12 protein-coding genes and 1 tRNA gene are annotated in these 24,117 nt (G+C 35.5%); 6 read left to right on the top strand and 7 right to left on the bottom strand.

The genetic code is table 11. From position 1 onward, the window contains the following. Positions 1 to 1,365: 1,365 nt before the first annotated feature. From BW936_RS15245 to BW936_RS15235, 3 genes are all read right to left on the bottom strand, one after another. Positions 1,366 to 2,832, bottom strand: a complete 1,467-nt coding sequence (locus tag BW936_RS15245) for a glutamate synthase subunit beta (protein WP_076549715.1) — start codon at positions 2,830 to 2,832, stop codon at positions 1,366 to 1,368. 9 nt (positions 2,833 to 2,841) lie between these two features. Beyond that, on the bottom strand, positions 2,842 to 7,350 hold the full coding sequence (gene gltB, locus BW936_RS15240) for a glutamate synthase large subunit (RefSeq protein ID WP_076549714.1): 4,509 nt from the start codon (positions 7,348 to 7,350) through the stop codon (positions 2,842 to 2,844). A gap of 314 nt (positions 7,351 to 7,664) precedes the next feature. Continuing rightward, positions 7,665 to 8,810 (bottom strand): acyl-CoA dehydrogenase, encoded by a 1,146-nt coding sequence (locus BW936_RS15235; RefSeq protein WP_076549712.1) that lies wholly within the window; start codon positions 8,808 to 8,810, stop codon positions 7,665 to 7,667. A 336-nt stretch (positions 8,811 to 9,146) separates the two neighbouring features. Between BW936_RS15235 and nhaD the strand changes: the two genes are divergently transcribed. The 6 genes from nhaD (at position 9,147) to BW936_RS15205 (ending at position 13,937) form a co-directional block, all read left to right on the top strand. Next, positions 9,147 to 10,517: a sodium:proton antiporter NhaD gene (nhaD, locus tag BW936_RS15230; protein ID WP_076549710.1), complete on the top strand. Its 1,371-nt coding sequence runs from the start codon at positions 9,147 to 9,149 to the stop codon at positions 10,515 to 10,517. A gap of 52 nt (positions 10,518 to 10,569) precedes the next feature. Then, the gene (locus BW936_RS15225) at positions 10,570 to 11,259 is read left to right on the top strand and encodes a MotA/TolQ/ExbB proton channel family protein (protein WP_076549708.1); all 690 of its coding nucleotides are present in this window, start codon (positions 10,570 to 10,572) and stop codon (positions 11,257 to 11,259) included. Between the two features lie 9 nt (positions 11,260 to 11,268). Further along, entirely contained in the window at positions 11,269 to 11,655 is a 387-nt protein-coding gene (locus BW936_RS15220) for an ExbD/TolR family protein (RefSeq protein WP_027068115.1), read from the top strand. Next, positions 11,656 to 12,594: an energy transducer TonB gene (locus tag BW936_RS15215; protein ID WP_076549706.1), complete on the top strand. Its 939-nt coding sequence runs from the start codon at positions 11,656 to 11,658 to the stop codon at positions 12,592 to 12,594. Further along, positions 12,591 to 13,802, top strand: a complete 1,212-nt coding sequence (locus tag BW936_RS15210) for a bifunctional folylpolyglutamate synthase/dihydrofolate synthase (RefSeq protein ID WP_076549704.1) — start codon at positions 12,591 to 12,593, stop codon at positions 13,800 to 13,802. Before BW936_RS15215 ends, BW936_RS15210 begins: the two co-directional genes overlap by 4 nt. Positions 13,803 to 13,862: 60 nt before the next feature. Beyond that, positions 13,863 to 13,937 (top strand) — tRNA-Val (locus tag BW936_RS15205). A 1,651-nt stretch (positions 13,938 to 15,588) separates the two neighbouring features. Here the strand turns inward: BW936_RS15205 and BW936_RS15200 are convergent. Genes BW936_RS15200 through BW936_RS15185 form a run of 4 tightly spaced genes read right to left on the bottom strand, consistent with a single transcriptional unit; the run spans position 15,589 to position 22,979 of the window. Beyond that, the gene (locus BW936_RS15200; protein WP_076549702.1) at positions 15,589 to 16,347 is read right to left on the bottom strand and encodes a DUF4998 domain-containing protein; all 759 of its coding nucleotides are present in this window, start codon (positions 16,345 to 16,347) and stop codon (positions 15,589 to 15,591) included. Positions 16,348 to 16,360: 13 nt separating this feature from the next. Next, positions 16,361 to 17,587 (bottom strand): DUF5000 domain-containing lipoprotein, encoded by a 1,227-nt coding sequence (locus tag BW936_RS15195; RefSeq protein ID WP_076549700.1) that lies wholly within the window; start codon positions 17,585 to 17,587, stop codon positions 16,361 to 16,363. Between the two features lie 30 nt (positions 17,588 to 17,617). Continuing rightward, the gene (locus BW936_RS15190; RefSeq protein WP_076549698.1) at positions 17,618 to 19,501 is read right to left on the bottom strand and encodes a RagB/SusD family nutrient uptake outer membrane protein; all 1,884 of its coding nucleotides are present in this window, start codon (positions 19,499 to 19,501) and stop codon (positions 17,618 to 17,620) included. 16 nt (positions 19,502 to 19,517) lie between these two features. Continuing rightward, positions 19,518 to 22,979, bottom strand: coding sequence for a SusC/RagA family TonB-linked outer membrane protein (locus BW936_RS15185; RefSeq protein WP_159439031.1), 3,462 nt, complete (start codon positions 22,977 to 22,979; stop codon positions 19,518 to 19,520). Positions 22,980 to 24,117: the final 1,138 nt, after the last annotated feature.

Here is a 24,117-nt window from a genome sequence, read left to right as displayed (position 1 = left end):
CGTTTGCGCCGATGGTACTGCTATACCAAGTGGGAGAGTAGGTAGCCGCCTTTTTCGAAAGCCCTTTACTTAATTGTAAAGGGCTTTTTTTATACCTAATAGTTTGCTGTGCGTCGCATTTGTAAAAATGCCGTGACCGCTTAGAAAACAATACTACTACTACTACTACTACTACTACTACTTGTGTGGAATCATTGCAGAAGTTTTTAAACCGTTAGCCCTGAAATGCTATCGTTTTACTTATAGTTTATAATGGTTGGCCGTATACAGCCCTGTAACGGTGTTTTGTCAAGGGGTGAAGAACGACATCAATTAGGAGTATAATGTTGTTAGTCTAAACAAGAAAAGTTTAACATCTTTTTCGCTTCTAAACATCACGCTGAATTCTTTTGAGGCTAGTTTTTGTACATGAAATCTATCTCTTACGCTCTCTGTTTCAGTAAAAATCTTTTACCGGTCAAATTTATATTTCTAGCCATATCCACAGTAACCTCTATATCAAGATTTCTATTTTCCGAGGAAGTTTTATTACGTATACGCAAGACATTATTTGTTGTGGATCTAGAATAGTGACCATTATGCCGTCTTTCCTTTTTGTTAGTGCCTTTATAGATTATACCCCTTGTAGATTTCACTGTTGAAAAATGAGTTTTCATTTAAGCTTAAATAGTAGTTCAAATTCTTTTCAGAAAGTTATAGGTCCTGTGAATATTACTTTTAGAACCAATATTTTAATTCACTTAGATGCTTTTTTTTTAGAGGTAGTCTAGGTTTTCGCCATAAATTGTATCATAACTGCTTTTTCACCGTATTAGTTGTTACCTGGTAAAAAAGAAGCAACCTTGTAGGTTGGGAGAGTGGTATTAGTTATTTGATCTTATTCTCTTTTATGATTTTAACGGTGTTTATAAGGGCTCAGTGCCAGTACTGCATTAGGAATAATACGGGTATATCTCAATTTTATTTCGGGAAAGAAAGCTAGGGATTTAGCTATTTCCGGTTGGTTTTCATCTGGGAGTGCATTCTGTTATTCTAAGTAAAATTGAACGGTTGATAATTTTGGGCTTATACGTTACAAGTAATCGAACATGCCATCTAGGCACTAATACCGTACTAATTCTAAATGTAATTTGATTTTGTCAAAAGTGAACTTTTATCCCAAGTTTAAGTTTTGATCAACGTTTAGAGTTAAGAATATTCAATAGTAAAGTGTTACGTTTAGGATAAAAGATAATACTAAGATAGTAGATAAACTAAATTATGCTGGTAAGAAAAAGGGAGTTTAAACTACTATGCGATTTCCCATAAAAATTAGAAAGCCCCTACTAAGTATTAGTGGGACTTTCTAATATGGTTATAACAATGTTATACACGAGGTAAATCACCTTCGCCTTTAAGAGGTAGAGCAGTTTCACCCATAAGATATTTATCTACATGATGGGCAGCTTGCCTACCTTCAGATATAGCCCAGACAATAAGAGATTGACCTCTTCTTTGGTCACCAGCAGCAAATACACCTGGAACATTTGTTTTATAATCATTTTCAGATGCTTTAATGTTAGTTCTGGCATCCATTTCTAGACCCAACTGATTAGAAACGGTATTTTCAGAACCTGTGAAACCTAAAGCTAACAATGCTAGTTCACATTTCCATTCTTTTTCCGTTCCAGGAACTTCTTTAAGTTGTGGACGTTGTCCTGGAGTTTTAATCCATTCTACTTCTGAAGTTATTAATCCTTTTAAATTTCCGTCAGCATCACCTATAAATTTCTTTGTAGATATACTAAAGAAACGTTCAGCTCCTTCTTTATGAGAAGAACTAGTTCTTAATCTCATTGGCCAAAAGGGCCAAGGTTGACCTTCTGGTCTTTCGGTGGTGGCCATAGGCATAATTTCAAAATTTGAAACGGAAGTAGCACCATGACGAAAGGAAGTTCCTATGCAATCAGATCCTGTATCTCCACCACCAATAACAACAACGTCTTTGCCTGTAGCTTTAATTTCTTCACCTAAGTCTGTAATACCGTCTACGCGTCTATTATTTTGTCCAAGGAAGTCCATTGCTTGAACAACACCCTTTAGGTCAGAGCCCTCTATGGGTAGGTTTCTTCTGATAGTTGCGCCTCCAGTTAATATGATAGCGTCATATTCTTCTTTAAGGGCGTCAGCTTTAATATCGATACCTATATGTACTCCACATTTGAAGGTAATTCCTTCTTCTTTTAGAATTTCTAAACGTCTATCAATAATGTTTTTTTCCATTTTAAAATCAGGGATGCCATAACGTAATAATCCGCCTGGTTTTTCATCTCTTTCAAATACGGTAACATCATGTCCAGCTCTGTTCAATTGTTGAGCAGTGGCAAGACCTGCAGGGCCAGAACCTACTACAGCAACTTTTTTTCCCGTTTTATTTAAAGGTGGTTTTGCGGTAATCCATCCCTTTTTAAAAGCAGTTTCTACAATATTTTTTTCAATATTTTCAATAGTAACCGGGTCTTCATTGATACCAAGAACACATGCTTCTTCGCAAGGAGCTGGACACAATCTTCCTGTAAATTCAGGAAAATTGTTCGTGGAGTGTAAAATTTCACTTGCTTTTTCCCATTTAGCACGGTATACTGCATCATTGAAATCAGGGATTAAATTCCCTAAAGGGCAACCACTATGACAAAATGGAATACCACAGTCCATACAACGAGCACCTTGTTCTTTTAATTCCTTTTCAGGAAGTGGTATGGTAAATTCCTTGTAATCTTTTAAACGTTCCTCAACCGGTTCGTATGCCTCAATTTTTCTATCGAATTCCAAAAATCCTGTTATCTTTCCCATATTCCGATCTTAAATAGTTTGTAAGTTTTCTTCCTCTAGTCTAATTAAAGCCTGTCTATATTCTTCTGGTAATACCTTGATAAATTTAGGTAAATATGACTCCCAGTTTTCTAAAATACGTTGGGCTAATGGACTAGATGTAGAGTTATAGTGGCTTTCAATCAAATCTTTTAATTGTTTGATATCATTAGTGTCTGTAACCTTTAAAAGGTTAAGCCCTTCTGTACTACATCTACTATTAAAAGTATTGTTATTATCTAATACATATGCGATACCACCACTCATACCTGCCCCAAAATTTCTACCTACTTCACCGAGAATAACGGCAACTCCGCCGGTCATATATTCACAACCATGATCTCCAATTCCTTCAACAACAGCTTTGGCTCCAGAGTTACGTACACAAAAACGTTCTCCTGCTTTTCCGTTAATATATGCTCTACCTGCAGTAGCTCCATATAATGTTACGTTTCCGGTAATTACATTGTCTTCAGGTATTATCGTAGATTTCTCAGGTACTTTGATTACTAGTTTTGCTCCTGAAAGTCCTTTTCCTAAATAATCATTAGTATTTCCATTTACTACCATGGTAAGTCCTCTGGTTGCAAAAGCACCAAAACTTTGCCCAGCAGAACCTGTGAAATTAAGTCGTAGGGTATTTATAGGTAATCCTTCAGCTCCGTAAGTTTTTGAAATTTCATTACTGATGATTGCGCCAACGGCACGATCTGTATTGCAAATAGGATAATCTAAAGTTAGCTTCTCTTTTCTAAATAAAGAAGGATTAGCTTTCGCTATAATATCAAATTCTATAGACTTGGTAATATCGTGTTTTTGCTTTTCCGTATTATAAAATTTGGTCCCTTTAGATACGTCGACCTGATGTAAAATAGGGGTTAAATCTATGCCTGCAGCTTTATAATGATCAATGGCTTTTTTGCGATCTAGTTTTTGAACCTGACCTACCATTTCATTAATGGTCTTAAAGCCTAATTGTGCCATAATTTCACGTAACTCTTGTGCTACAAAGTACATATAGTTAACTACGTGCTCAGGTTTTCCTTTAAATTTCTTTCTTAATTCAGGGTTTTGGGTTGCAATCCCTACGGGACAAGTGTTTAAATGACAAACACGCATCATAATACAACCAGATGCTACCAAGGGAGCAGTTGCAAATCCAAATTCTTCGGCGCCTAATAGACAAGCTACGGCGACATCTCTACCTGTTTTCAATTGACCGTCACACTCAAGAACTATTCTGTTTCTTAAGTCGTTTAAAACAAGTGTTTGTTGAGCTTCGGCAATACCAAGCTCCCAGGGTAAACCACAATGTTTTAGAGATGTTAAAGGAGAAGCTCCCGTACCACCATCAAAACCAGAAACCAAAACAACGTCTGCTTTTGCTTTTGCAACACCGGCCGCAACAGTACCTACACCAACTTCTGAAACTAGTTTAACATTTATTCTAGCTTTTCTATTTGCAGATTTTAAGTCATAAATAAGTTGAGATAAATCTTCAATAGAATAAATATCATGATGTGGAGGAGGAGAAATTAAACCTACATAGGGCGTAGAATTTCTTGTTTTTGCAATTTCTGGATTTACTTTAGGACCAGGTAATTGACCACCTTCACCTGGCTTGGCACCCTGTGCCATTTTAATTTGAATTTCTTTAGCATTGGTCAAGTAATTAGAGGTGACACCAAATCTACCGGAGGCAACTTGTTTTATTGCACTGTTTCTCCAATCGCCAGTAGAATTTTTGTAAAATCTATTTTGATCTTCACCCCCTTCACCAGAGTTGCTCTTTCCACCAATACGGTTCATGGCAATTGCTAAATTCTCATGAGCTTCTTGACTAATAGAACCGTAAGACATTGCGCCGGTTTTAAACCTTTTTACAATTTCTGTCCAAGGTTCAACATCATCCAAAGGAATAGGATCATAATTAGAGAATTCAAATAGACCTCTAATAGTCATAAGGTTTTTTGATTGCTCATTAACCATATTTGAATATTCCTTGTAAGTGTCTGGTTCGTTATTGCGAACAGATTTTTGAAGTTTAGCTATAGATAACGGATTAAACATGTGTTTTTCACCATCTCTTCTCCATCTATATTCACCACCAATTTCTAAATCTAAATTAGCATCTATGTGTTGTTTGCTAAAAGTCTTATGGTGACGTAAAGCAATTTCTTTTTCAATTTGATAAAGACCAATACCTTGAATACGTGTTGGAGTATTTGGGAAATATTTTTCAACAACCTTTGTATTAATTCCGATACATTCAAAAAGTTGAGATCCACGGTAAGAGTTAAGTGTTGAAATACCAATTTTATTCATCACTTTTAATATTCCTTTCCCAACAGCCTTATTGTAATTTTTAATAGCGTCATCAAATGATATTTCTGTTATATCATGCTCTTCTATTTGCTCAGCAATAATTTCATTAACAAGGTATGGGTTAATAGCACTTGCTCCAAAGCCGAATAACAAAGCAAAATGATGTACTTCACGAGGCTCTGCAGACTCTATGATTACACTTAACTTAGAACGTTTGCCAAGTTTCTGTAATCCGCTATTTACAAATGAACAAGCTAATAATGCAGGAATTGGTGCCATCTCTTTCGTTACATTTCTATCAGAAAGAATGATAATGTTTGCACCTTCATCTACTGCATTGGATGCTTGGTTTAATAGCGATTGTAAGGCATCTTCTAGACCATTGTGTCCCTGTTTAATGGAATATAACATTGATATTGAAACCACCTTATAATCAGGACTTACATCATAATTTTTAATTTTATCCAAATCTTCTTTGGAAATCACAGGATTTTGGATTTTAAGTTTTCTACAGTGCAATTCAGAAAACTCAAATATATTATGGTCGCTACCTAAGGTTAAGCTGATATCTGTAATCAGTTCTTCACGAATACCATCTAAAGGAGGGTTCGTTACTTGTGCAAATAATTGTTTGAAGTAATTATAAATTAACTGAGGACGTTGAGATAAAATAGCAATAGGTGTATCTGAACCCATTGAGCCAATTGGTTCTTTACCTGCTTTCGCCATTGGAAGTACAATGGTATTTATATCTTCTATGGTATAGCCGAAAACAGATTTTCTATTCTCTAAGGTTTCCTCTCCTAAAAATAATGGACAATCATTATAGGGTATATCTTTTAAATGAACTAAGTTATCATTTAGCCATTTCTTGTAAGGGAATTTTTGAGCGATGTTCTCTTTAATTTCTTCATCGTTAACAATTCTACCTTCTTCCATGTTCACCAAAAACATTTTTCCTGGCTGTAACCTTCCGTGGAATTCTACATTGTCTGGAGTAATATCAACAACACCGGTTTCAGAAGACATAACTACGTAATCATCTTTGGTAACCGTGTATCTAGATGGCCTTAATCCGTTTCTATCTAATACCGCACCAATAAAGTTTCCGTCTGTAAAAGGAATAGAAGCTGGTCCGTCCCAAGGTTCCATCATACAGGAGTGATACTCATAAAATGACCTTTTAGCTTCAGACATTTCGGTATTTTTCTCCCATGCTTCAGGAACTAATATCATCATTACTTCTGGTAAAGATCTACCTGTCATCAATAAAAGTTCAACAACCATATCCATGGTAGCAGAATCAGACTTTCCAGGTAAAATGATGGGAAGAACATTCTTTATTTCATCTCCGAACATATCACTTTTCAGCAATTCTTCTCTGGAGAACATGCGTGTGACATTACCTCTTAAGGTATTTATTTCGCCATTATGGCACATGTATCTAAATGGCTGTGCCAAATCCCATGTAGGGAAAGTATTTGTTGAGAAACGTTGATGTACCAGTGCTAGTCTAGTAACTACTCTAGAATCCATCAAGTCTGAGTAATATAAACTAATATCTAAAGGCATCAATAGACCTTTAAATATAATAATCTTGGTTGACAAGCTTGGCACATAAAAAAACTTGCTCTCAGATAATTTAGACTTTATAATGGTGTGTTCTGTTACTTTTCTTGCAATAAAAAGCTTTAAGTTAAAATCAAAATAGTCTTGATCTTCGTTTTCTTTTGCTATGAATATTTGTTTTACAAAAGGTTCGGTTTCGGTAGCAATTCTACCAGGTATAGATCTATTGACGGGAACATCTCTCCACCCTAATAGTTTTAAACCTTGTTTCTTAATATTTTCTTCAAAAACCGAGATACAGAAATTTCGTTGATTTTCTTTACGTGGAAAGAAAATATTACCAACAGCATATTCACCGGCCTTAGGTAGGTCAAAGTTGCAAACTGCCTGAAAAAAATCATGAGGTACATCAATTAAGATACCCGCTCCATCTCCTGTTTTACCGTCGGCACTTACTGCCCCTCTGTGTTCTAAACGTTCAAGTATCTCTAACGCTTTATGAATAATGTCGTTAGATTTTTTTCCTTTAAGACTGCATATAAACCCAGCCCCACAGTTATCATGTTCAAATTCCGGTAGATATAATCCTTGCTTCTTCAGTGTCATTCTTTGTGGTATTTCTTCAAAAATATCAATTTAATTAAATTATATTCAATGATTGTTGCTAATTTGATTAAAAAATTCAACGAAATAAATAAAAGCTTTTAAAAACTATAATTATTGATTTTTGAAACCTTCAATTTATCAGATTGATAAATTTAAGCCAATTTTGTGGAAAATGATTAGTGAAGTAGGGGGTAAAGTCTATATAAGGAGTCTTTGTAACATATAGACCTAACTTTATTGGGTAGTTAACAAAGTTTTGCTTGTGTTTGCTGTAAGACACCCCTTTTAATGTTAGGGGTAACTTACAACTTGTATTAATTTTTCTTTAAAATACTTCTTGAAATGACGATTTTTTGTATTTCAGAAGTGCCTTCATATATCTGTGTAATTTTGGCATCTCTCATTAGTCGTTCAACATGATAATCTTTTACAAACCCGTTTCCACCGTGAATTTGTACGGCTTCAACCGTAGTATCCATTGCAACTTTAGATGCGTATAGTTTGGCCATTGCGCCAGAGAGGTCATAATTTCTATCTGTATCCTTATCAATGGCAGCTTGGTAAACTAGTAACCGAGCGGCCTGTATTTCAGTATGCATATCGGCAAGTTTAAAGGCTATAGCTTGGTGATTGCAAATTTCCGTACCAAAAGCCTTACGTTCTTTTGCGTATTTTAGGGCTAATTCATAGGCACCGGAAGCAATGCCCAGTGCTTGGGCGGCAATGCCAATACGGCCTCCTGCCAAAGTTTTCATGGCAAACTTAAAACCGAATCCATTTTCACCTATTCTATTTTCTTTTGGCACTTTTACGTCATTAAATATTAATGAGTGAGTATCACTACCTCTAATGCCTAATTTGTTTTCCTTTGGTCCTATCTCAAATCCGGGAGTACCTTTTTCAATGATTAAGGCGTTTATACCTTTATGTTTTTTGTCTTTATCGGTTTGGGCAATTACAATATAGGTACTTGCAGTTCCGCCATTTGTAATCCAGTTTTTTGTTCCATTTACAATATAATGGTCGCCCATGTCTATTGCTGTTGTTTTTTGGGAAGTAGCGTCACTGCCTGCTTCTGGTTCAGATAAACAGAAAGCACCTATGTGTTCTCCTGTAGATAGTTTGGTAAGGTATTTTTCTTTTTGAGCTTCAGTACCGAATTTTTCCAGTCCCCAACAGACCAAAGAATTATTTACGGACATGACCACCGAGATTGAAGCGTCAATTTTAGAAATTTCTTCCATGGCAATAACATAAGAAAGTGTGTCTAGTCCGCTTCCGCCATATTTGGGGTCTACCATCATTCCTAAAAACCCCAGTTCTCCTAGTTTTTTAATCTCTTCTTTAGGAAATCTTTGTGCGTCATCACGTTCAATTACTTCTGGTAATAATTCAGTTTGAGCAAAATCTCGTGCCGCTTCTTGTATAAGTTTTTGTTCTTCATTCAATGAAAAATTCATCTAAATATATATAAAGGTTAACTTCTCAAAGATAGAGATATAGCTGCAAAATATATTGCTTAAACATCTCTATTTGAGTGATTTTGTAAGAAATGTGATTAAGTGGTGACAGGTTATTTCATATTTAACATTTTTTTATGCGTTAAAATATGACCGCTAAGAACTTGTTAAAACTAAAATAGCGGTATTTTAAGTATTTGGGTGTCAGATATCTTGGGTATTATTGTAAATTCATTAGGATTTCACAGACAATTTTAAATATATTTGGAAGATTTATTTTCTAGAAATAGAGTCTATATTTACAGCTTATACTTTTTTACTTAAAAACCAACGAAAATGGAAACCATAATTGTTATTGTTTTTTTGGCAGGATATCTTGCCATTACCTTAGAGCACAACCTTAAAATAGATAAACTGATTCCGGCATTGGCCATGATGGCTATACTGTGGGCGCTGATTGCTCTTGGGATAGATGGTTATGAAAATTGGTTTGATTCTGCTCAACAAAGTCTTGTGAATGGTTTTGGTGGATTAGGGCATTTAGATAGAATGCACCTTATGGAGGAATCTCTTTTGCACCATTTGGGCAAAACCGCTGAAATTCTTTTCTTTCTGTTAGGGGCAATGACCATTGTGGAGATAATTGATTATTTCGATGGTTTTGCAACAATAAAAGGCTTTATTAAAACAAAGGAAAAAGGAAAGTTACTTTGGTTATTTTCAATATTAGCATTCGTTTTGTCTGCAATAATCGATAATCTAACAGCAACAATAGTTTTAATTACCATACTTCAAAAAGTAATTAAGGATAGAGAGACCAAATTATGGTTTGCGGGTATGATTGTTATTACTGCAAATGCCGGTGGTGCTTGGTCTCCAATTGGTGATGTTACTACGACAATGTTATGGATTGCGAATAGGGTAAGTGCTGGACAGTTGGTGCTTCATGTGTTATTGCCTTCTTTGGTTTGTATGATTGTCCCAGTAGTTATAGCAAGTAGGTTTAAGGTTTTTAAAGGTTTGATCGATGGTGAATTAGATGAGGAGAAGTCTAAATCAAAGTATAGTGGAATTATGTTGTATTTAGGTCTTGGGGCTATATTATTCGTCCCTATCTTTAAGACTGTTACTCATTTGCCTCCTTATGTAGGTATGATGTTGTCATTGGCCGTAGTAGCAACTTTTGCAGAAATATATAGTAATAAGAAGTTCAGTATTTCTTCTGTGGATCAGGAAGGACAAGATAACGAAGGTCATCATAGTCCTGTTCATCATTCCTTATCTAAAATTGAATTGCCAAGTATCTTGTTCTTTTTGGGCATATTGCTAGCAGTTGCTGCAATGGAGTCTTTGGGAATACTTTTTAACGCTGCAGGAGCTCTTAATGAAGCTATACCAAACACTGATATTGTGGTGTTGTTATTTGGAATTGGGTCCGCCGTGATCGACAATGTGCCTTTGGTTGCAGCAAGTATGGGTATGTTTAGTGAGCCTATAGATAATCCTCTATGGCACTTTATAGCATACTCTGCAGGTACTGGAGGTAGTATGTTGGTAATAGGTTCTGCAGCTGGGGTTGTGGCAATGGGTATGGAAAAAATTGATTTTTTCTGGTATCTTAAAAAAATTGCGTGGTTGGCATTCGTTGGTTTTATTAGCGGAGCGGTCGTTTTTATCTTGTTGAGAGATTTTGTGCTCAACGCATAATTTAATTCGCAATTCATCGTTATAAAGGCAAATTCAATACTTAAAGAATACTATGTTATTATTTCAGGATTTGGCTCAAGATAAGAGCGAAGAATTATTGTCTGAAGAGAAAACTCTTTCGGTAATAGATTTAATTTTCAATGGAGGCACGGGTAGTGTCATCATAATATCTGTTTTGTTCATAATGTTGGGCGTGGCTCTATATATTTATTTTGAGCGCTTATTAGCAGTAAATGCAGCCTCAAAAATAGATAAGAATTTTATGAATCAAATTCGTGATTATGTTACAACGGGAAAGTTGGATGCGGCAAAAATATTGTGTGCGCAAACAGATTCACCGGTAGCAAGATTGACTGAAAAAGGGGTATCACGGATTGGTAAGCCATTAGATGATATTAACACTGCAATAGAAAATGCCGGTACTCTTGAAGTGTATAAGTTAGAAAAGAATGTGAGTGTTTTAGCTACAGTGGCCGGTGCGGCTCCAATGATTGGCTTTTTGGGGACAGTTATTGGTATGATACTTGCATTTCATGAGATGGCCAGTAGTGGCGGTCAAGCAGAAATGGGTTCGTTGGCGTCTGGTATTTATACGGCAATGACAACGACAGTTGCGGGTCTAATCGTAGGTATAATTGCTTATGTTGGGTATAATCATTTAGTGAACAGAACTGATAAAGTGGTTCATAAAATGGAAGCCAATGCTGTAGAATTCTTAGATCTATTAAACGAACCTCTTTAATTTTATATTATGAAATTAAAAGGAAGAAATAAAGTCAGTCCAGACTTTAGTATGTCTTCAATGACAGATATTGTATTCTTGTTATTGGTGTTTTTCATGCTAACCGCAAATTCTCCTAACGCCTTAGATTTGTTATTGCCAAAGGCAAAGGGAAAATCAACAAATACGCAAAATGTATCTGTAAGTATAGATAAAAATCTACAGTACTTTGTTAATGATGAACGTATTAATGGCGAGTATATAGAAATTGAGTTGAAAAAAGCTTTAGCAGGTCAAGATAGTCCAACTATTATACTTAGAGCAGAAGAAAGTGTAGCGATAAAGGAAGCAGTGAATGTTATGGATATCGCAAATAGGAATAATTATAAAGTTATTTTGGCGGTACGCCCCAACTAAATGGCATTTTTAGATACGAAACATAAAAAGAAATCATTGACACTTACCACATTGTTGTTAAGTGCGTTGTTGTTGGTTTTATTTTACATCGGTCTAAATTACATGGATCCACCAGAAGAAAATGGAATCTCGGTTAATTTTGGAACCATGGAATTCGGCAGCGGAAAAGTGCAGCCAAAAGAAAAGATACAATCAGAACCTTTAGACACTCCGCCTATTGAACCTACAGAACAAGAAGTTGCAGAATCAATTGAGGAACCTGTGGAAGAAGTTGAGGAAGCTGTAGCCGAGAAAGAGGCGCCAGCGGAAAAGGTCTTAACGCAAGATAATGAGGAATCTGTAAAGATTGAACAGGCCAAAGAAGCGAAACGAAAAGCAGATAAAGCCGCTGCTGATGCAAAGAGAAAGGCAGAAGCTGCAGAGAATAAGAAAAAAGCGGAGGCTGCGAGAATAGCTAAGCAAAAGAAAGATGCCGAAGAAAAAGCTCTTCAAGAGCAAGAAGCAAAGAAGAAAGCCTTAGATGCTATGATGGGCGGTCTTAATAAATCTGACGGTACGGCATCGGGTAGTGAAGGAGATGATAATAAAGCAGGGGATAAGGGCCAACCAGACGGCGATCCATATGCTACTAGCTACTATGGTAGTCCAGGTAGCGGAAGTGGAACCGGTGGTTATGGCCTAAATGGACGCTCTCTGGTTAACAAAGGCAAAGTACAGCAAGAGTGTAATGAGTCTGGTAGGGTAGTGGTCAAGATTATTGTAGACCGCAATGGTAAAGTGATAAGTGCTGAACCAGGAGTGAAGGGTACAACCAATAATAATCCATGCTTACTTGAACCTGCGAAGAAAACTGCTTTTATGCACAAATGGAATTTAGATGGTAACGCCCCAAGCAAACAAGTTGGTTTCGTAGTAGTAAATTTCAAGTTAGGAGAGTGACCTATAAAGAAACATTAGATTGGATGTTTGCCCAGCTTCCAATGTATCAGAACAAAGGTAAGAGTGCCTTTAATTCAAAGCTAGATGGCATTACATCCTTTGCCCAACATCTAGGCGATCCCCATACTAAATTTAAGAGCATACATGTTGCTGGTACCAATGGAAAAGGATCCAGTAGTCATCTGTTGGCTTCAGTGCTTCAAGAAGCGGGATATACGGTTGGTTTATATACCTCGCCACACTTAAAAGATTTCAGGGAGCGTATTCGTATTAATGGAAAAAAGATAGAGAAGAACTGGGTAGTTGATTTTATAGCCGAGAACAAGTCATTCTTCACCGTTAATAAGCTTTCTTTTTTTGAAATGACGGTAGGTATGGCATTCTCTTATTTTGCCGATGAAGAGGTGGATATAGCTATTATAGAAGTGGGCTTGGGTGGGCGTTTAGATTCTACCAATATAATTACGCCAGAGGTTAGTTTAATAACAAATATTGGCTTGGACCATACTGATATGCTCGGTGATACTCTTGCTAAGATTGCAGGAGAGAAAGCAGGAATAATTAAAAATGAAGTGCCGGTAGTTATTAGTGAGTTTAATGAAGAAACGGCTCCTGTTTTTAAATCCGTAGCAAAAGAAAACAACTCTAAAATAATATTTGCTGAAGAATCTGAATATCCAGATTATGAGATTGGGTTATTAGGGTCTTATCAAAAGAAGAACATTAAAGGTGTTCTTGCCACTTTACATACTTTGTCAGGCTTTAAGGTAGTAGAAAGTAATGTAATAATAGGTTTAAGACAAGTAGTTGAAAATACACAATTAATGGGGCGTTGGCAGCAAATTGGTTCAAATCCAACTATTATTTGTGATACGGCACATAACAAAGAAGGCATTTCACTTGTACTGGAACAAGTCAAAAAACAAAAATTTGAAGAATTACATATTGTAATCGGCTTTGTAAAGGATAAAGAGATTAGTAATATTTCATCTCTTTTTCCAAAAAATGCAACATATTATTTCTGTAAGCCAAAAAATTTTAGAGGTCTCGGTGAAAAAGATTTAGAATCAGCTTTTTCAAAAGAAGGGTTAATGGGTAATGTATATGATTCTGTAAATAAGGCATTTATGGCTGCAAAAAAATGCGCTAAAAAGAATGATTTTATTTATATAGGCGGGAGCAATTTTGTGGTGGCAGAAGTTCTTTGATTTTTTTTTTGATTTTTCTTTTGTAGAATGTAAAAGTATTATATATTTGCACCCCCATTGGGGCTCTTAGCTCAGTTGGTTCAGAGCACCTGCCTTACAAGCAGGGGGTCACTGGTTCGAATCCAGTAGGGCCCACAGGATAAAAGGCTTTCATGAAAATGAAAGCCTTTTTTATTTTACCCTTCACTATTACCAAGGTTAGGAAGAATTGGGGATCAAGAAATATTCTTGGGGATTGACATATATTGGGTTTATAATTTTGTTAGTCTAATCAAGAAAAACTTAACATCTCTTTTGCCTTTTAAACATCGCTCTAAACTCTTTAATTTTTGCATTAAAGGATTCTAACGATGATTGGTGCTCCTATTGTTAAAGTAGTTCAAAATTGGTTGTGATGCATTTGCTTAGACCTTAAAATGGTGTTGAGCGACTTAAATTTGAGCTTTATACTTTCTATTGCCACCGTATTGATTTTAATCTTGCTGCATTCTTATTCGTATTGGTTTCATAAGAATAGCTGAATGCTTTACATTATTTATAGGCTTTTTCAATGGTAAGTTAAAGTGTAACAGTTTTGCGGTTATTCTGCTTGTTTTGTAATTCAATAGGTGCATATGGTAAATATCCACTCCTGGGTAGAAGCTGTCTATAGGTATCTCCTTTTAGCAAGAAGTACCGGTCTATTTCTTTTCTGTTTTCCGAGATGCTTCACAGGAATTGTTTTCTTTTTGTATTTAATTGGTGACATTCTTCTTGGACTGTTTCCTAGGTTCATTTTTGAACATTAAACTTATACGTCACAATCTTTACTCTTAGAAATCATTTTATAGTAATCCAGTTGATATTTTCAGGCATATGGATTAGGGCTTCTTGGACTATATTCTGTCTTTCCACAGGGATTTTATCAAGGACTTTTATTCCTTTGATAATGTTCTCTGCTTTTATCAATTATTTCAATAATCAATCTATGCTGTATAATATGAAGAAAAAACTTCATGTCTGGTTTAGGTAAATGTTGAGCTATAGCTTCTAGAAAGAAGCTTTTAGATAGTAGGTTGATATATCTTTAGATTTGGCGAAGTAAATGGCTTAGGGACGAGCTTGTGTGGCGTAGTAGAGAAATCATAATTAGTGTTTGAATGCAAGCGTTAGTGTATCTTAATCTTGTGTTATTATTGAAAAATAATGCTTGAAAGTACTTTGATAAGAAAAAAGCAGCAGCAAATTGTGTGTTGAAGGACATAAAATATTTAAGTCTAGAATTCCTCTCTTTCTTTTGTTATGCAATTTTTGTGTTGAGCCTCAGTCTATTTTTTCTCAGGAAATTGTTTAAACCTAAATTTCTCGTTCGGCTATACTTTTGGGATTGATACTCTAAAATGGTTTAGTGAAGAGATGTAATGGAAATTATAGTGTTTAAGGTATTTGAAATTGCCTATTCAAGGATATGGAAATATGTAAAGAACAAGCATAAATTTGGATGAAGAATTCTAACTTACATGATCTTGAAGATACTTTAGGTATAATGCCGCTCGTTAAATATGTAGAAAATAATTCTATTGGGGCTAGCCCCAATAGAATTAAAAATAACAACTTTAACGAAATCTAGAAAATTAAACCGCTCTGTTATTAGGTCGCTTATAACTTGATGTTCATTATAAGCTTTAGAAAAGGTGTTCATACGAGCGTTTCAAGTAATAAATACTTAAGTTCTGATCCTAAACCCGGCTATTTAGGGTTTTCCCAAGTAGCTTTAAAGGATGGTTTAGGTGTATATTTTTTATAATTATTTATTCAATACATTTTCAAATTCGTCAGGTAGTGTAAGTTCTTTCCAAGGGGAAGGGAAACTATCTATGGCTGTTTTATTTCCTTCGAAATCGTCTGCCGTAGGAACATAATAGGTTCTATACGTTAGTGCACTGTTTACATCGATACTATCTAAAGATATGGTATCTTCTTCTTCGCTGATAGTTTTAGAAACCTCTTCACCACTGGTATTGTAGTAGACAATATTTGTATGTCGAGTTAGCCTAGAATCATCTTGGCTTTTAAATGTTAAAACAACGAGGTCTTCGGTTTTAATTTCAATGCTTATAACATCTCTGGGGATTAAATTCTCCGCATAAATACTTCCATAAATCCTTTCAACAATAGTAGTTTTTAAAGAAGTATTGTTTTTTCCATCCATGGTAAACACCTGAAGCGTATATACGTTTTCTCCTAAATTGTCGACAATCAGGTTTAAGGTATCAATTTCTTCTTCACTGCGTACGTATTCATATGTTTGCTTTTCCTCTTCTAAAGCGCCCCAAGTAACGACTACCTTTTTAACATTAAAGGCGTTTTTTAGAGTGCCAACAATTTTAACTCTATTGTTACCGGTCAACGATTTAAGATTGTTGACTTTGGTAGGATATATAATCTCTCCATTTTCAATATATTCCAAATGCTGTTCGTATGAATCTTCGCAAGCAATAGATATCATACCTAATATCATTAAGCTACATATTCCTAGGATAATTTTCTTTCTATTATCTTTCATGTTTTACTGATTTTTAATTATATCTACCCCAAAAACTGATTTCTGAAAAACTCAAACTGGATGTTCCGCCCCAATTGTCCAGGAATAATATCTTCATGTATCTCAATTCTGGAGCATTGTCAAATTCAAACTCATCACCTTCAAGAACGTGTTGCTCATCTGCAGGAGTAAAAGCTCCGGACCCTGATGGTTTGATTGCCTCAAACCTGCCCAAATATGTCCAACCATCCAAACTACCATCGGTATTGGGAATTGTTGATGCTCCATATACCTCCATGGTACGAGGATTGTTATGTCCGTAAGAGCTGGAAAGGCTACCATAGTCATTTTTCCAAATTTTAAATCTACTAAGGATGACATCTGCACCTAAATCAATGGTCAGCTTAAAAGGGAAGGCATTATCTTCTGTATGGGTTACGTTGGAGGCATTGCTGCCAAGAACTCCGTCAAGAGCGTTTAAAAAGCTGGTACCCCACTGTGACCAGTTATTGTCATTTGGCTGTTTTGCTTCGGTAATCTTATCCTTATCCAAAAGTATTTCCTCCCATGGAATCAATTGCCCATTGGGAGTACTTGGATAGATGGTATCTGAGGTATTTCCATAAATATCTTTGACCAATGCGGCAAAGGTTGTAGGCACGGGGTCATAACCGCGTAAGACTGCAGTTATGGTATCTAGCTTTGTATATAAAGTTTTCAGTGCTTTGAATTTTCCATAACTTCTATTTCCAGTCTCTTCATTGATTTCTATTTCATTGGCGATTAGATCAATAATTAGTTCATCTTTCTCTGAATTAATAACCTGGTAGTTTAAACCTCCCCAACCTTCGGTCATGGTTATGGTTTTTGCTACTTTATTAACAACAGGCTCTAAGGGAACTCCTGTAACGGTAACAAATTCCGATCTGTTTTGAGAACGGTCTATTGTTTGTAGTTTTATTGTTTTTTCCTCTGTATCACCATAGCCAACAATTTCAACAGACTTTTTATAGGCAGAGCTCACCACAGTAGATTCCTCTCCTTTAGAATTGGTATAATATGCTTTCACATACAGTAAATCTTCATCTTTAGGTAAATTGTAAGTGATATTAAACCCACCGTTCAATGGTTCAACTTCTATATCGGTTATCACTTGGGGAGATACTCCGTCTTCACTTAAAGGAGTATGCTCCTCTTCGGTACATCCAAAAAGCATTAATGCTGCAAGTAGCATATTAATTAAATATATTGATTCTTTCATCTTTTTCTGTTTTTAAAAGTTATTAAGATCCTACCACCCTGGATTCTGAACCAAATCAGGGTTATTAATAATCTCCTGCTCCCTTATAGGCCATAAATAGTCTTTTTCAAAAAATAATGGAACAAAAAGAGAGGTCACGGTATAATAGTCGCTAGCAGATTCTCCTGCGGTATTCCAACCTCTTATTGGACGGTTTAAATACTCTTTGGATAATTTCCAACGTCGTAAATCCCAAAACCTAGCTCCTTCAAAAGCCAATTCTATCATTCTTTCCTGTTGAATAATTTGTCTCATCCCTTCTTGTGTAGTTATCTTTCCTGGATTGGTAGAATGATTGGTCCAACTATTTACCACCCCATCAAGTTTGGCTCGGTTTCTAATCCTATCAATGTATTCATAAACCTGCTGATCGGGAACCGCCTTCGTTTCATTTAATGTCTCGGCATAATACAGATATAGATCAGCCAGTCTAATAATGGGAAAAGCGTACTCTCTTGTAACGTAATTGGCGCCATTATTGACCAATGCGGAATTTTCTTTTACCAATTTCTTAGGGAAATAGCCGGTGGCGCTATAGTTGTTTCCACTTTTTCTCCCTGAAGTTTCAAAACTTCTAGCATTAATAATGAAAGGGTCGTTATCATCATCACCTTTTCCATTTCCGGACCAAATACTCCTGTCAAACCCCAAGTCGGCATAGAACCGTATTTCTCTATCAAAATTTAAGTATGCAGTCTCTTGACCATCCTGAATTTTATAGGATTCTTCCTCGCTTGCATTTTTTGTCTTATACCTGTTCTCAAAATCAAAACTCGGATCTTCGTCAATAGGCACGCCATTGTTGGTGTAGTACATTTCTGCGATACGTAGTGTTGGAGAGAGCCTAGAACCTATAATATTTGAGCCTAAGGTACCTGGGAGTTGTGGCGTAGCATTGAATTGAATATTATGCGTACCATCGTATCTTCCCCATAAGATTTCTTTGTTCCATTCATCCGTGAGCCTACTTCTCAAGGTCATTTTATCTATGGTTGTCTGAGAAGCATTTACGAATAAATTTTTGTACTCCGTTTCGTTATATAATTGGTAGCCATTGCTCTCTGCCATTTCAATAGCTTCTTTACATGCGTCTCTGGCTACTTCCCATTTTTTTGGGTCAAATGAAGTAGAAAACAATTCTTCTCCTTTTTTGTTGACAAAACCGCTGTAAAATATATTCCCATTGAACAAAGGGCTTGCCGCTGTGACCAAAACTCTGGCTTTAATGGCTGCGGCCACAGTTCCTGATATTCTTCCCAGCTCCGTAGATCGATTTATTAAGCCATCTGGAAGATCTACCATAGCCTCGTCTAAGGTTGTTACGATATAATCTACGACTTCATCTATAGGTCTTTGAGATAGGTCTTGTGATTCTGTGCTCTGTGAAACAGGAACCAAGTCGTCCGAAATAGTAATAGGGCCATATTGCCGCATTAAAATAAAATGGTAGTAAGCTTTAAGAGCTTTGGCTTCTGCTTTCCATATCTTCTTCTCGAACTCAGTCATGTCAGGAACATTGTCAATGTTTGCCAATAGTACATTGCAGTTTCTAATATGGCGGTACGTTACTTGCCATTTATCTAGCAGCGGAGTTGTGACAGATTGCAATCCTTGTGCAATTTGAATTCCAGAAAACTCATCTCCTGTTCCCGATACCCATACCTCATCTCCTGCCATTTTATCTGCACTATTAAAGATATCAGCAGGCTTCTCTATTCCAGAATAAATGGTGAATAAGAATGTTTCTGCACTGGTTCTATTAATAAATGCATCGTTTATGGTAGGGATATCGTTTGGTACAATATCCAGATAGTCTTGACAGGCCGAAAATAAAAATACGGCCAACAGTGGTAAAATTTTAATCTTCTTAGTCATAATTAAATTATTGGTTTTATAACGATATATTAATCCCTGCACTAATTACGCGTTGGTTGGGATAATTGAGTCCATTGCCCGCTAATTCTGGATCCCATAACTTGAATTTGCTCCATACGTATAGATTAGTTCCTGAAGCATAAAGTCGAACTTTCTTTAGGTTGATTTTATCTATTAGTTCAATAGGTAAACTATAACCAATCTCTAAACTTTTTAATCTTAAAAAAGAACCATTTCTCATGAACCAAGTACTAGTTTGGGTATTATTATCCACTACAAAATTGGATAGCCTTGGCCATTTAGCGTATACATCTCTATTTGTTTCCGACCAATGACTATCTGCCCAGGCTTTAAGAAGGGTTTGTCCATTGGCAAAAGGAGCTACATTTCTGGGGTTGATCCAAAAAGAAGAGTTACCGGCTCCTTGAAAAAATGTTGATAGATCAAAATTTTTATAATTTAAGGAGAAACCTATTCCATATACAATTTCAGGAACGGTTGGGTTTCCTATTGGTACTTGGTCTGCGTTCGTTATTCTGCCATCACCGTTAATGTCCCTATACTTAATATCGCCTCCAGAATATTGACCAAAAGTTTGTAAGGGGGAGTTTTCAACTTCCTCATCGTCTACAAAAAGTCTTTCTGCAATTAGCCCCCAAGTTTGCCCGATCGGATGGCCAATTCTAGAACTCCAAGGGGTTTCGGCAGCCTCATAATTGGGTTCTTCCATTTTGGTAATCTCACTTGTAGCATATGTTAAATTACCATTTACTTGTAGCCATAAGTCATTATCAAAACTTTTTGTGTAGGTTAGAGTGCCATCAATTCCTCCACTTTTTGCTTCCCCAAAATTAGCACGTACGGGGGCAGCTAGACCCAAATTATCAGGAACAATTCTGTTGACTAAAATATTCTCCCTCTTTTCAGAGAAGTAATTTCCAACGAACTTGAAGTCGTTCCAAAGATCTAATTCCATACCCAGATTAAACTTTTTGGCAATTTCCCAAGTAATATTATCATTGGCGTAACGGCTAAATGAAACCCCGTTATTTCTAACCTGTCCAATGTCTCCTGTTCTAAAAGCATACGCCCCATCGTTCAAATTAACCTCAGAGAGGTAAAAAAAGCGATCGTTAGCACTCCCGATCTGGTCATTACCTACAAGCCCATATGTAGCTCTGATTTTAAACTTCGTTATTGTTTTTGAAAATTTCTTAAAAAAAGTTTCGTCAGAAATTGACCAACCCAAACCTCCTGATGGGAAAAAACCGAACCTATTCTTAGCGGCAAACCTTTCTGAACCGTTATACCCAAAATCGAACTCAGCAAAGTACTTACTCTTAAAACCATAAGAAAATCTGCCGGAGAGTCCCACATTTCTAAAAGCTAAGGATTCTTGCAAGGTATTAGCGCTTGAAAACTGGCGGTTGTTCAAAGTCCCTACTAATAACCCGGTAACTCTATTGTCATCATCAACATCCTTTATGTAGTTTAGTCTAGTTTCTAGATATGTAGAATTAACGATATTCCTATCTCCTGGTTCATATTCTAAATATGCTCTTCCGGATTCAGGATTTAAACCTCTTAATTCTATTTGATTGTTTAATGGGTTTTTAAAAGCGCTATAATAAAAAGGAATAGTGGTTCTCCTTAAAGAATAAAAGGACTCTCTAGTATCGTTTATAATTACCTTAGCCTCCAATCCCTCAGTTAGAAAGTTAAGTTTTTGGTCGATTTCCAGTTGAGAAATCAATTTGGTAGTAGCATCTTCCTTGAACCCTTTTGCTAATTCTGCAAATGGATTATTCATGAGTTGACTATTTATAGGGTCTCTATAATTGCCAAATAAAACATGATCTATAAATTGGGTGCTTTCAGTTTTTTCATAGAAAGGTCTAAAAAGAACAGGATTACTTCTAACTACATTGTTGTAAACACCTGAGCCACCTTCTAGAGGTCCACGATAGCTGTCTACGGCCAAGTTAAAGTTTAATCTTAGTTTTGTGGAATTGGTTAAATTCACGCTTATGTTGGAGCGTAAATAATAATTCTTAAACTTCACATTTGAATTGAAGTCGTTAATGTCAGGGACGTTAAGTATTCCGTTGTCATTATTGACAACTGCTGAAAGGTAATATTGAGCTACTTCTCCCCCTCCATTTAGGTTGAAATTTAAGCTTTTATTCAATGAGTTTTCCTTAAAAAGGGCGTTATACCAGTCTACAGTTGGGTATAGAATTGGATCATCTCCTGAAATTGTATTGTTTATTCGTTCTAGATTGTATGGTGAAAAACCTAATGGGTCTCTAGTCAAGATAGATCTATTGGCAAGTTTCATGTATGTAATGGGATCTGCCAGTTCAATATTCTTTGTAGGTGACGAGGATCTAATTTCTGACCGTATTGAAATACGTACCTTACCCTTTACTCCTTTCTTTGTTTTTACCAAAACTATCCCATTTGCACCTCTAGCTCCGTAAATTGAGGTAGCAGTTGCATCTTTTAATATGGAAAATGAGTCAATATCATCCGGGTGTAAGCGCCTTAAGTCATCAATTCCTAACTGCACACCATCTATAAGGATAAGAGGATTTGCAGATGCCCCTTGAGCGAAGGTGGTAATACCTCTAACAAAAAAATTAGCATTATCCCTTCCTGGTTCGCCTCCCCTTTGAAAGGCGATTAAACCTGCAGCTCGGCCTGCCAAGGCCGTTGTTAGGTTACTTGATGGAATTTTTAAATCCTTGGTTTTTATGGAAGTAACCGAAGATATTAATTCTTTTTCTGTTTGAGATCCAAAGCCTACCACGACCACTTCATCCAAACCGGCAGCATCTTCCTTTAGGTTTATGGTGATGTTGGACCGGCCATTTAATGATATGTTTTGAGAAGCAAAACCAAGGTATGATACAATTAAAACGACATTCTCATCCGTTACATTAATTGTAAATTTCCCATCAAAATCTGCAATTACACCATTATCTGTTCCTTTTTCAATAATGGTGGCCCCTGCCAATGGATTTCCATCAATATCCTGAACCGTTCCTTCTATTGATAATTGCGAGGTAAGAGTAACTTTTTGCGCTTTTTCAAAATTAGTTAAGGCATTCGGTTTTTTTAATAAATAGATTCTTAAATCATTTTTGTTAAAAGTAGTAGTGGTGCTATCGAAGATAGAATTAAGGATATCGCTGATGTTAACATTGTTCATTTGAATAGAAACAGTACGCTCTAAATCCACATCTTCTATTCTAAAGAAAAATTGGTAATCTGTGGTTTTTTCAATCTCGTCAATGAGTTGTTTTACAGAGACATTTTGAAGGTTTATGGTGATTTTGTTTTGATGTGTATAGCCCTCATTAGCTTTAAGGGAAAAGAAGGTGAGCATTAATAACAGGACTCTAATATAATATGCAATATTTAGGTCGGGTTTAAATACACGGTTTCGCCTTCTTGTTAGATTAAGAAGTTTTTTCATACTTTTAATGTGTTTTTGGGTGGTTAATTTTTTAAATCGATCACTTTTCAATGTCGGGAAATGTTCGAGCATTTTCCGATATTGTATTTTTTGGCTTAGGTGATAAAATGATTACTAGTTTACTTAATCCATAGGTTTTGTTTTTAGAGTTAGCTTATTTGTTGATTCTTGTTGTATGTGTTTTTGAATAAATGAATAATCGGTATCATTTATGACAATATGATTTTTTAAGATTTGCTTTAATTAATTATTCTTAACAATACTCTTAATATTTTTATAAATTACTATCCTGTACTGTCATGCCTCTTGTATTATATATTTAACCCTTTCTCTCTAGTAATTACTATTATACCTTATATCTGAGTTAAACTGTTCAGCAAAAATTGTATGGTAAATCTATTCTTATAACGGCAGGGATAATATATTTTTAAATTAGAGAAACTATCTTAATTGTGTTATAGGTACACAAAATATTACAAGTGAAAGTTTGAAGTCAATCATCTAATTCAAAATTGGTTTTAATTTATAGAGATTACATTTCTACTTCAGAATACTCGTTACAACAATAGACGGTTTCATTATTGATAAAAAAGGACAAGCCATATATATATATGTTAGAAAAAGCAATTACCTGAGCAGATGTCATTCACTTTAAAAGTGCCTGTATTTACTAGTGAAAACTGCACTTATTACTACTTTATATTAAAAGCTTATTGGAGCTATTTATTAAAATTTTCTTATTTCATCTATTACTGCAACTTCATTTTGTATGCTATTATATAAGCCGTAGTATGTTAAGGTTATCATATTTGAGTATTAAAATCTAGAAAATGTTAAATGCAAGTTAAATTATTTGAAATGAATGTTTATAATCTATTTTTGTTTTTCGTGTAGAAATGACGCACTAAAAAAAGAAGGTGATACTGTGTTTTAATTAGCTACAATAATTAGTTGAAGTCAACTAGTTTAATTTAATAATAGAAGAATATTGAAAATTATCATTTAGGCATTATTAAATAAAAAGCAAAGTTGGAAACTTGAACAAATTTTTTGTTAATAGAATAATTTGCCTCAAATGAAATATCAAAAAGCAATTATTCCAATAGAAATTAAATAGCAGTTTATTTTTAAGATGATA

Origin of the sequence: Maribacter ulvicola (assembly GCF_900155985.1) — a bacterium.
GTDB classification, from domain to species: domain Bacteria; phylum Bacteroidota; class Bacteroidia; order Flavobacteriales; family Flavobacteriaceae; genus Maribacter; species Maribacter ulvicola.
The sequence above is the reverse complement of the archived record's forward strand: the minus strand, read 5'-3'. Positions and strand labels throughout refer to the sequence as shown.